Annotated in this window: 13 protein-coding genes; 2 read left to right on the top strand and 11 right to left on the bottom strand. The window is 36.3% G+C overall.

From position 1 onward, the window contains the following. Positions 1 to 1097: 1097 nt before the first annotated feature. From DFO72_RS30290 to DFO72_RS30850, 3 genes are all read right to left on the bottom strand, one after another. Positions 1098 to 1187, bottom strand: a complete 90-nt coding sequence (locus DFO72_RS30290; protein WP_220182010.1) for a putative holin-like toxin — start codon at positions 1185 to 1187, stop codon at positions 1098 to 1100. Between the two features lie 292 nt (positions 1188 to 1479). Beyond that, a complete protein-coding gene (locus DFO72_RS28730) occupies positions 1480 to 2163 on the bottom strand; it encodes a Crp/Fnr family transcriptional regulator (RefSeq protein WP_113885844.1) in 684 nt (227 codons plus the stop codon). Positions 2164 to 2165: 2 nt separating this feature from the next. Further along, positions 2166 to 2378, bottom strand: coding sequence for a glutaredoxin domain-containing protein (locus DFO72_RS30850; protein WP_098797291.1), 213 nt, complete (start codon positions 2376 to 2378; stop codon positions 2166 to 2168). Between the two features lie 589 nt (positions 2379 to 2967). Between DFO72_RS30850 and DFO72_RS28715 the strand changes: the two genes are divergently transcribed. Next, entirely contained in the window at positions 2968 to 3147 is a 180-nt protein-coding gene (locus DFO72_RS28715; protein WP_098797292.1) for a hypothetical protein, read from the top strand. A gap of 74 nt (positions 3148 to 3221) precedes the next feature. Here the strand turns inward: DFO72_RS28715 and DFO72_RS28710 are convergent, their stop codons facing one another. From DFO72_RS28710 to DFO72_RS28680, 7 genes are all read right to left on the bottom strand, one after another. Next, positions 3222 to 3857, bottom strand: coding sequence for a peptide-methionine (S)-S-oxide reductase MsrA (locus DFO72_RS28710; RefSeq protein ID WP_243856316.1), 636 nt, complete (start codon positions 3855 to 3857; stop codon positions 3222 to 3224). Between the two features lie 77 nt (positions 3858 to 3934). Next, complete coding sequence (locus DFO72_RS28705; protein WP_098797294.1) at positions 3935 to 4252, bottom strand: iron-sulfur cluster biosynthesis family protein; 318 nt, start codon at positions 4250 to 4252, stop codon at positions 3935 to 3937. A 40-nt stretch (positions 4253 to 4292) separates the two neighbouring features. After that, positions 4293 to 4520: a DUF2553 family protein gene (locus DFO72_RS28700; protein ID WP_166672576.1), complete on the bottom strand. Its 228-nt coding sequence runs from the start codon at positions 4518 to 4520 to the stop codon at positions 4293 to 4295. Between the two features lie 107 nt (positions 4521 to 4627). Beyond that, the gene (gene trxA / locus DFO72_RS28695; RefSeq protein ID WP_098797296.1) at positions 4628 to 4924 is read right to left on the bottom strand and encodes a thioredoxin; all 297 of its coding nucleotides are present in this window, start codon (positions 4922 to 4924) and stop codon (positions 4628 to 4630) included. Positions 4925 to 5547: 623 nt separating this feature from the next. Beyond that, complete coding sequence (locus tag DFO72_RS28690) at positions 5548 to 7005, bottom strand: sodium/proline symporter (RefSeq protein ID WP_113885842.1); 1458 nt, start codon at positions 7003 to 7005, stop codon at positions 5548 to 5550. Between the two features lie 110 nt (positions 7006 to 7115). Beyond that, a complete protein-coding gene (locus tag DFO72_RS28685) occupies positions 7116 to 8327 on the bottom strand; it encodes a Zn-dependent hydrolase (protein WP_098797306.1) in 1212 nt (403 codons plus the stop codon). Between the two features lie 5 nt (positions 8328 to 8332). Beyond that, complete coding sequence (locus DFO72_RS28680) at positions 8333 to 9028, bottom strand: L-2-amino-thiazoline-4-carboxylic acid hydrolase (RefSeq protein WP_113885841.1); 696 nt, start codon at positions 9026 to 9028, stop codon at positions 8333 to 8335. A 130-nt stretch (positions 9029 to 9158) separates the two neighbouring features. On the opposite strand from DFO72_RS28680, the gene DFO72_RS28675 reads away from it, so the two are divergent. Then, positions 9159 to 10052 (top strand): LysR family transcriptional regulator, encoded by an 894-nt coding sequence (locus DFO72_RS28675; RefSeq protein ID WP_134177333.1) that lies wholly within the window; start codon positions 9159 to 9161, stop codon positions 10050 to 10052. Between the two features lie 356 nt (positions 10053 to 10408). Here the strand turns inward: DFO72_RS28675 and DFO72_RS28670 are convergent. Then, the coding region (locus DFO72_RS28670; RefSeq protein ID WP_208326903.1) for a peptide-methionine (R)-S-oxide reductase at positions 10409 to 10558 on the bottom strand (150 nt) is incomplete at its 5' end.

Here is a 10558-nt window from a genome sequence, read left to right as displayed (position 1 = left end):
TAGCTCTCTTTCAAATATTGAATTATTAAAGTTTTCCCTGAAGAAAATACGAATAGTAAATTTCATTTCAAATCCTCCTTCTACTTATGATTTGCCTAATACTTCTTATTTAAACTTTTTTCGAATAACTTGTGTATCTTTTATACCATTTAATTTATTCAACTCCCTCTGTTTAATATGAAAGAAAAAGCTGCCTGCAAGCCGCTGCATTTACCCGTTAGCATAGTTCCTTTGCATCTTCCATAATTATCTTCTTTCTGCAAAAAAGGTTTTTTAGTGATACTATAGGTAAGATTCCAAAACTGAATAGACAAATTCCTTTAAATAAGGATCAATCCTTCTTAAAGTTAAATATGATTTAATTAAAAAAAGTCCAAAACCCCATATATAACAAGGGTTTGGGCACTTTTTCAGCAAGGTTTATGAATGCGTTAATTTGTATTATACCGAACATAATTCTTTTTTATTTCATTAGAAGATTTAGCCTGTCAATTATGTCAGGTTTTCATACTGTTTGGCATGTGAACGCTGACAAAGTAAAATGCAACTTCTCCTTTGCCACAAGCAGACATTCTTTTCCTTGGCAAAACACTATTTTTTCGCAAAATTTTCAATCATTGAACAAAAGCACCCTTTCGTGTTACCTTCCGAAAGTAAGAATGAAAATTTTCTACAACACTTTTGGATGTGGGTTCGAAAAATTCCTAGCGAGATTCTTGCCCCTTTGAATAATTTGTAAAAACTCCCGGATACTAGTCTAAATAAGCAGTTTTAAAAAAAGGAAATGTACTTTGAGATTGGTCATCGGTCCCCATAAATCGAATTAAGGTAAGGGATGTTATGTATGAAAGAAAAATTCGGCGCATCTGCTTCGGAAATCTCAGATAATATTGTTCAAATCATTGTTTAATTTAAAAACTGTGGGTATAATAGAGATATAATATGACAAAATAAAAAAAGGCCACTGGCGGGAACCAGAGACCTTTCAGCACAGCAAACTGCATAAAGAGCAGCGACTTTTAGCGGTAAAAGTTGACTGTTAGCTCAAAAAAAAGAGTAACCACTTTCTTAACGCCTTGGTCGGGGGTAAGAGGGGGTTACTCTTTTCCTTTCGTAACCGCGATTACTGCAACGATGAGGGAAGCGAATGCTATCATTAACCCTAGTGCGTCTGCTATTGTAATCACCAGCGTCACCCCCTTTCTACAAGGGAATGGCCGCTGCCCTTTACCGACTTGCTGTATCTCCATTATACCCAAAATTTTTATCAGATACAGTAAATTCTTCGAAATTAGTTGAACTAAACCCTTTAATATTAATTGCAAGGCTTGTTTTAATATCAAATGTTATGTAACATGCCTCCACTACTACTGCCTTCATGGCTCGGGACTTGCAACCTATAGACTGCACCCATGCCGGGCGCACATAAGAAAACGCAGAGGTACTCCCTCTGCGTTTAGTGATATACAATGAAGACAATTAGCCCTCATCCACCTCATATAATTCCTTAGCCAAGGCTGTATTAATTTTTAAAGGCTTCTTCATAATCACTTCTTCCTTCTCTAATTCGCCTAAAAATAAACTGACCGTTTCTCTAGAAGAGCCGATCATACTGGCAATATCATGTTGAGTAATTTTCACCTCGATAGTTTGCCACTCCCCACTTCTCACACCAAAGCGGTTACTTAACTGCATGAGAAGAAGAACAATTCGATACTTTACATCTTTATAAGCAATACTTTCGGTAATTTGATACATTTCTTTAAGCTTTGAAGTCAAAATGGTAATGAGATTGATGGCAATGGCTGGGTTTTGACGTATAAAATCCTCAAATTGATCCTTTGTTAATGTGCACACAAACGAATCGACCATCGTTTCTGCATAAATTTCAGACTCTGTTAATGAAAAGCTTGATGTTTCTCCAAACACATTTCCCTCACTTAAAAGATCAACCGTGAATTCCTTTCCATTAGAAGATACTTTATATAGACGAACCTGCCCTTTTTTCAAGAAAAATAGCGACCTTAGCTGTTGAGTTGGACTTAGAATGATCGTCCCCTTTTTAATAGGAGCCGTTAATGTTACTTGATCTAATTTTTTTAATTCTTCTTTTGGAAGCTCATCAAATATATTAATTTGCGAAAGAAGCATTAATTTATCCATGTCTAACCCTCACTTTTATATCGTTTCATAATCATCTCATAATCTAACCATTCGTCATTCAGCTCTAGCAGTGGTAGACCTTTATCTAAAGTTAGTGACCTCCCTATATCTAGGTTATCAAAAATATTAATCACTGTCACATCTATTCCTAGCTTGTCAAATAGCTTTATCACTTCCTCACATTTACAACAGCTTGGCAAAATATATAAAGTCATATCCTACTCACTCTTCCTTTTCTTCATTAGTTGTCTTGTCAACTGGATACAAATTGACTTCATATTACTATTCATTATTTTACACCGTAAGCTTAAAAGTAAATGTAAGGGGGCTTATATTTTTTTCAAGAGTAGGAGACATAATAAAATTATCCAATATGAGAGGAGAATCAAACATGAGTTTAAATTCTGAATTAGGTGTTACCTCTAGCAAATCAAAGCAGCTTAGCCCATTTGAGGCGATGCAGACATTTGAACGCGTACCATAAAAGAGGCAAAGGAATCAGGGTTAGTCACTTGGATCGCAGAAGGCGAGAAAGCAAAGGACTACCCATTAAAAAATCACCTTGGCAAGGACATTAATTTATATGAAGAGCTGGAAAAAGGTCCGGTAGTGCTAACGTTTTACCGCGGATCGGTACCTTTCTGTAATCGTCAATTAAAAGACTAACAAGGGATCCTACCCGAATACAGGAACTAGGCGCAAAGCTTTTCGCAATCGGTCCAAAACACCGGACTATACACTATCCATGCAAGAGAAAAACGAATTAGATTTTCAAGTGTTAAGGATCCGAGAGGAATCGTTTCAGTGAAGTATAATGTGCTTTTCGATGTTCCTGATTATTTAAAAGATGATTATGAAAAGATCGACTTAGATTTAGAATCCTTCAATGGGAAAGTAAACTGGATCTTACCAATACTGGCTACGTTTATGATAGATGAAACTGGAGAAACCGCTTTTAAATCCAAACTTCATGTATCGCCTTGAGCCAAATGATATTTTACGTGCTTTAAGAAGTCTATAAAACTATAGCAGCCCTAGTTCCTAGTTTAGGCCGCTTTTCATTTACTCTTACATACTTTATCACACGCTTCACGTGCCGGATTTTTCGTCTCCTTTAATACTTCTTCGATCACTGACCAAAGAGTATGGTAGCCTGAATCCGAAAATTCCAGCATTAGCTCTTGAAGTGACCCACAGTCTTTTGAAATGCCATTTAACCTGGCTGCTAGGGTTGAATCAACTAGGTATTCCTTTCCCTCAAGCTGCTGCCACGTTTCATAAACAGGCTTCCATCTTTGAAGATAATACTTTTGATGACGGATTTCAGCCTGATAAAAGGCGTCAAGAGGCTCAACAGAGGTATAGCAGCGACCATGAAACTGCTTGATGTGCTCTACTTTTTGAAGCATCTTTTCCTTTTGTTCCTCACTTTGATAAAACAGGACAGAACGATACTTAATCGAACGAGGAGCTCTCGTTGTATTATGCTGCTCAAAAAATTGAGTCAAGATCTGATCTAAACTCAGTAGATTTGAATCATATTGGATGTGTAAAGCTTCTGTATAATCTAACGTGTTTTTGGAGGTAGGCTGACCTTCTTTACCTCCCGCATACCCAACTCTTGTTCTGATGACTCCAGGGTGATAGCCAAAACGTGACTCAGGTCCCCAGAAACAGCCCATACCAAACGTCACTGTATCCAATTAAATCACTCCTAAAAAAATACAAATCAAGGTAATCTTACAGGGCAGTTACTTGATTTGTATCATTCTTAATTTCGATATTCTAATTTCATATACGCCGTATAGATTTGACTGTTACTTTTTAAGATAAACGTGGACTTACTTGGATTAAAATCCAATACTAAGTCTTCATCAAATAAATGATCTGATTTATGTCCCAATAAAACTGGCTTAAAGTTTGTAGAAAGGAGTTGTTGTTCCATCTCTGAACCTAGCTCCTTCATCCCGACAAATGTCACCCAATCAGCTCCAATGGAACAGCCCCCCAGACTAGGGTTCAATTGATAAGCAATGGCAGGCTCCTGGTTTAATCTCTCAACTGCTCTATCCGAAAATTTTACATTCATTGTATCTGCCCCCTTAAAGAAATTTTAACACCAACCAAGGTCACAGCCTTTGTAAATGCTCCATATATTTAAATATTTTCCCATTTTCCATCACATAATCTTGATGAAGCTCTAATTTTCTTTGCTCATCAGGAGAAATGGAGATCGTTCCTATCTTTTCATCTCTAAAGAATAATTCTATTTGAGCTTCTTTTACAACTGCTCGAATATTCTCTGTTACATTCATCATGTTCTTCATAATATTTCCTCTCCTTTTCTTCTTAATCATGAATCGAATCATCCTTGCAACTCGAGTATATAGGAAACCGAAAAAGAAAAATGTCATGTACCTTACACAAAAAGATTGAAATCTCTACTTTCGGATGATATTGCTGTTTAGATGTGTTTATTGAGAACTTCTTCCTGTGCTTCCTTTGGTCTATAACCAACAAGTGTATCTACTACTTCGCCATCTTTCATCACTAATAGAGCCGGGATGTTCAATACAGCAAAATTATTAGCCGTTTCTTGGTCTTGGTTGACATTAATTTTCACAACCTTATCTTCATTACCCATATCCTGATCAAGTTCTTCTAATACTTGTACGATCATCTTACAAGGCCCACACCATGTAGCAAAAAAATCAGCTACTACTCTGTTAGAGTTACTTTTTTTCTTATTTAATTTTTCAATGTAAAATTATGAGCCTTTAATCCTACAGCTAATCCACCCAACGTTTCCTTGTCGATTAAATCTGTTACTGACTTTGCTAGATTGTCTAATATCTTTTGTGGTACCTGTTTCTTAAATTGCTCTACACCCCTTTGTAATGTTCATTTAACGTAAGATGTTCATTCATAAGTATTCTCCTCATCCTAAAAAAATGTGATCCCGTTATCACACTTTGCTCTTACATAAATGAGTATAAAGTTTGTTAGATGGTTACATTTACAGATCTCATCTTAATATTTTTGGATTTTTATTTTGTCAAATATAAAAAACATTTCCTCCAGAGAAGAAATGTTCAGATTGTATACAAACTCAACAAAATTGAGTTTGTATACAGTGTTTTTGGATTTAACTTGTAGTAAGAAAATCTTAAGGTGATAAATATGCTTTCTATACTTTATCGAGAGTCTGTCCAAAATAAAGTGGAATTCCTACATAGACTGTTCAGGATAACCAACTAAGAGTTATTTGAAAATGGACCTACAACTTTTTTTGTCGTGGTATTTTCACCAGAACCGGTCTTGATAAACTTCAAATCCACACTTTCTAAACAAGCCCCTTTTTGTATAAGAAAATAATGGTCCATATTAAGATTTTACTAATTTAGACTGTGTCTCTTTTACTGTATCAGGATAAATTAAAGAGAATACAATCCCAGCGATTAAGCAAATAAAGAACGTGGCAGCTTTTGCTGATAAAATTGATTCCAGCGATGAAAGCGGCCAAACTATAGCACTGACAAAACCGACAATAATCGTTGCAATTACACCCATACCTGAAATACGCTTCCAGAAAAAAATTAATAAGATAATAACAGAAAATGTATTCCCTATACCTGCCCATGCAAAGGATACAAGACTATAAATAACAGAGCCAGATTTTAGTGAAATAATAATGCCCACAATACCACTAATAACCGCTATAAGACGTGATAGGTGAACCAATTTTCTGCTTGAGATATTCCAACGTAATGTTTTGTGAATAATATCTTCACTAATAGAAGTTGTAATTACTAGTAGTTGTGATGACGCAGTAGACATAATTGCTGCTAAAATTCCTGCAACGATAATTCCTGCAACCCATGGCGGTAAGATATCGAATACCATATGAGGTAAAATCACCTCTGGATCATCAATCGTGGCTTGTTTGTATAAAGTCGTAGCGAAAATCGCCGATAAAAAGGCCCCAATATAGACAATCAGCGTCCAAATAATTGCCATATTGCGGCCTGTAATACGCTCTTTTTCCGTTGCGATGGCCATAAAACGAGAGCTTAATTGAGGCTGACCACCTAACCAGCCAAAGAACCATGAAAGGTTTGTAAATAGCATGGCCCCTAAGGCAATCCCATTTAAGCCTCCAACCCAGCTATCTGCACCATTTCCCATATTCGCAAGCTCAGTTGAAATACTTAATCCTTGATTTTTTATTTCCATGAAAGCTGCAATAGGCACGATAATGAATGAAGCAAGCATTAAAAAGCTTTGAATCGTATCTGTCCAAACGACAGACATAAAGCCACCCATACAAGAATAAGCAATAATGATTACGGCGATTACAATCGTTCCCCATGTTATATTAAAACCAGAGAATGAATAAATAGTTTTCCCTATACCTGAAAATTGAGCAGCTAAATAACAAACGAAGAATAAAACCAAAACAGACGAAGCTAACCAGCGAATCATATCTGCATGTTTAGGGAATTTGACAGCAATATAGTCTGTTAAACTATTTACCTTATATTTTTGTTGTTCGGTCATAAAGCGTTTCGATAAGAATAACCAGGAAACCATAACTCCTAAAAACATTCCGGATAAAATCCAAATACCTGATAAACCCGCTGCGTAAATAAAACCGATTGCCCCTAAAAACATATACGCTGATTCCCCGGTAGCACGCTCAGAGAATGCAAGTGCCCAACCAGGAAGCTTATTTCCACCTAAAAAATAATCATTATGTGATAAGTCCATCTTGCTAAAATAAATTCCAATTGCCATCATCGCAATTAAATATAAGGCAATTTCAACATATACAACCGTGTGCATAACTTTATTCCTCCGTCTTATTAAAGTAAACAATACTAAGTGGTTAAACTTTCCGTAAATCGGGGCACAGTTAATATATGAACAAAAGCTTTTTTTCTATATATATAAATTTACTTGGTAAGTCCTGCTACTGTGTCATAAAAAATATTCGTTGCAATCATAATATCCTCATCTGAACTAAACTCTAACGGATTATGACTAATACCATCTTTTGAACGAACAAATAACATTCCAATTGGTGCCACAGCTGCGATATTCATGGCATCATGCCCAGCACCACTTATTAATGAATAAGGTCTTACACCCTGCTTCTCAATACTATTTGCAAGCTGCTGTTGAAGCATAGGATCTGTTTTTGTTGGTTTTACGCGTTGCATCATCTTTGTTTTCAGCGTAACTTTTCTGCGCTCAGCAATCTTTTGCATTTGTCTTAAAATGGAACTCTCCAAAGTACTTATTATTTGTTCATCAATATCACGAATATCAATTGTAAAAGTAACTCTACCCGGAATGACATTTACGCCATTTGGTTCTACAATTAGTTTTCCGACAGTAGTTACAGAATCGGTTCTGTCATTGAGCATTTGTTCAATTGCTAAAATCATTTCACTAGCTGCAGCTAAAGCATCCTTACGAATTGGCATTGGCGTTGCACCAGCATGTTCACTAACGCCTGTCACAGTCACTTCCAGCCATAATGGTGCTGCAATACCTGTAACGATGCCTACCGGTAATTCTTCGTTTTCTAGTACTCTTCCCTGCTCAACATGCATTTCTAAATATGCTTGGATGTCATTACGTTTTATTTTTTCTAAAAGAACGGGTGAGATTTGGGATTGCTTCATTGCTTCTCCAATAGAAATACCTGATGCATCGGTTTTCTGTAGGTGCTCATATGTTAAAAGGCCAGCCATTGCACGACTGCCGATTAACCCAAAGCCAAAGCGTGTTCCTTCTTCATCTTTAAACGCTACAACTTCAATTTTCTTTGAAAGTGATAGTTGTTGTTCATGAATGGTTTGTACGACTTCAATCGCTGCAAGAACACCTAAAGCACCGTCATATTTTCCGCCCTCTGGCACAGTATCAATATGAGAGCCCAGCATAACGGTTTCGCTTCCTTCACCATATGTGCCAATAACGTTCCCAACAGCATCAACTGTGATCGTCATGCCGGCTTCTTCCATATATGATGTTACGAGCTCAATAGCCTGTTGTTCTTCAGGTGTAAAAGAAAAGCGATTAATGCCGCCTGTTAGTGCATTACGTCCAATTTGACTTAATTCTTGAAGATGCTTTAGTAGTCGGTTAGCATTAATCATTACACTCACTCTTTCAGCTGAAATTGGAAATGGCATTGACCCTCACGTAATACATATTGATCATGTATAACTTCAAAATTTTTATTATATCCTTTTGCAATGGATGGATCGATTACTTTGCAATAAAGAATACCGTATTTACCCATATTATCGTCTGCCCATTGTTGGCCAAATGGGCAATGTGTAAATGTTTGCTCTACTTCATTCTTTTTATAAACCGTGTCAATTTCAAATAAATCGCTGCGCCCCATATCGTAGTTAGTTAGGTAATTTTCTACAGTATTTTCTAAACCGTTTGTACGTGCTCGTTGTGCAATACCTTCACCACGTTTATTACCGAAGCGTTCTACTGCTCGCATTATTACCTGCTCGCCTTTCTCACCGTATTCATCAACAACTTGTTTTGCAATTTGTGCAAACATTTTTGAAAAACGTGCATATGTCGTTAAATCCGCAAATTTTTCTTCTCCTTCTACAACTTTTGGTAAATATTCAAAGAAAGCATGATTTTCACCTTCTGCTGTCGCCTTTTTCGCCATTGCTTCAGCGTCTTTTAAACCAAAAGATTCTAATCCTATTTGAACTAACTCACGACCATGTTCGCCGTATTCTTCCGTAATAGACAGATGTAATTCAGTAAACATTTTTGCTGTAATAATATCCATGGATAAAGCCTTCATCATCAACTTTTCCTCTGCCATGTATTTGGACCTCCAATAATTCGTATTGATTTACTCGGGATTTATTTTTATTATAGGAGGGAACATTAAAATAAATCAAATGAATATTTTGCTGAATGAGTATGAAAAAAATTCATAAAAGGAGTTTACGATGGTTACTTTAGCGCAATATGTCGCATTTCATACGCTAGTTGATATAGGGAATTTTACCGAAACCGGCTTAAAGTTGAATCTCACACAGTCTTCTATTAGTCATGCGATCAGCAATTTAGAAGCAGAACTAGAGCTGTCTCTTATTATCCGTAATCGCAACAATATCGTTTTGACGAGCGAAGGCAAAATTATTTATGAGCATATCTCAAAAATTTTACAACAGCAGCATCAGCTTGAAACAGTAGTTGCGAGTTTAAAAAATTTTATCGGAGGCTCATTATCTGTTGGTATTCTTCCAAGTGTTTCTTTCGTTTTACTACCAAAAATATTAGCGTACTTTGCAGAACATCATCCTAACTTACACATTCGTTTGATGGAGGGAGATTACGATCAAATCGAGGAATGGCTGCATAATGGGATTATCGATATTGGTTTTTTAGTAAAGCCGCATTCAAAAAATCTTGTTTTTGATTCCATTTTTGATGATGAACTCGTTTGCATAATGGCGAAAGATCATCGGTTGGCAGAGGAGGATAAACTTTATCTAGAACAATTAAAAGATGAACGATGGATAATGCCAAAGCGGACCATTGACCGAGATGTTTCACGCATGTTATCTGAAAATAAATTACACCCCAATATCGTTTATGAATTATCCGTTGACCAAGTCATTTTGACGATGGTAAATGAGAATTTAGGTATTTCAATCGTACCGAATTCAATTTTAATCCATGCACCTAATACCCTTATTCGAAAAAAAATTAATGAGTCGTATGTTAGACACGTCGGTATTGCACACAAACACAGTATTCAGCTTTCTCCAAGCGCTTTAAAGTTTGTGGAAATTTCTAAAAATTTCGCTTCAAGTTTGAATATGATTATTGACAAGTGAAAATTCTGATATACTATCTGATTTAATAAGCACCTGCGACCAGGCAAATGGACCCGGTATAGCTCCGGGGTCATTTTGTTTAGGTACCATTGATAACAATGCTGGTTATATCTCTATCACTCGATCCTCTTCTGTTCTATTTTATCTTATGATTTATACTCTGCTTAATCTTTAAAGAAAGTGTCCAAAGAAACTTTCCATCGGTGCGATATCTCAACATATTCCCTTCCTGGACATCGATTGTATTCCACTTCTCATTTAACAGTAATATGATTGTTCATACTGTTACCTAGCTTACAGATTGGCCTTATAATGAAAAAGTCCTTGGAGAAGCCCCCAAGGACTTTAGATTTCTATTAAAACAAACCAAGATATTCCTCGTAGCCCTCTTCCTGTAGTTTATCTTTTGGAATAAATTTAAGGGCCGCAGAGTTGATACAATATCGAAGCCCGCCTTTATCACGTGGACCATCATCAAATACGTGTCCTAAATGAGAATCTGCTGA

This window comes from Cytobacillus oceanisediminis, from assembly GCF_004366035.1.
Lineage (GTDB): Bacteria > Bacillota > Bacilli > Bacillales > Cytobacillaceae > Cytobacillus > Cytobacillus oceanisediminis_C.
Note: the sequence above shows the minus strand (reverse complement) of the source record. Positions and strands in the feature narration are given on the sequence as shown.

Excerpts from the sequence above, each read along its gene's own strand:
- DFO72_RS28700 (WP_166672576.1), bottom strand. The coding sequence starts at position 4,520 with ATGATTAAGAAGAAAAGGAGAGGAAATATTATGAAGAACATGATGAAT.
- DFO72_RS28690 (WP_113885842.1), bottom strand. The coding sequence starts at position 7,005 with ATGCACACGGTTGTATATGTTGAAATTGCCTTATATTTAATTGCGATG.
- DFO72_RS28685 (WP_098797306.1), bottom strand. The coding sequence starts at position 8,327 with ATGATTAATGCTAACCGACTACTAAAGCATCTTCAAGAATTAAGTCAA.
- DFO72_RS28705 (WP_098797294.1), bottom strand. The coding sequence starts at position 4,252 with ATGAATGTAAAATTTTCGGATAGAGCAGTTGAGAGATTAAACCAGGAG.
- DFO72_RS30850 (WP_098797291.1), bottom strand. The coding sequence starts at position 2,378 with ATGACTTTATATATTTTGCCAAGCTGTTGTAAATGTGAGGAAGTGATA.
- DFO72_RS28730 (WP_113885844.1), bottom strand. The coding sequence starts at position 2,163 with ATGGATAAATTAATGCTTCTTTCGCAAATTAATATATTTGATGAGCTT.
- DFO72_RS28675 (WP_134177333.1), top strand. The coding sequence starts at position 9,159 with ATGGTTACTTTAGCGCAATATGTCGCATTTCATACGCTAGTTGATATA.
- DFO72_RS28680 (WP_113885841.1), bottom strand. The coding sequence starts at position 9,028 with ATGGCAGAGGAAAAGTTGATGATGAAGGCTTTATCCATGGATATTATT.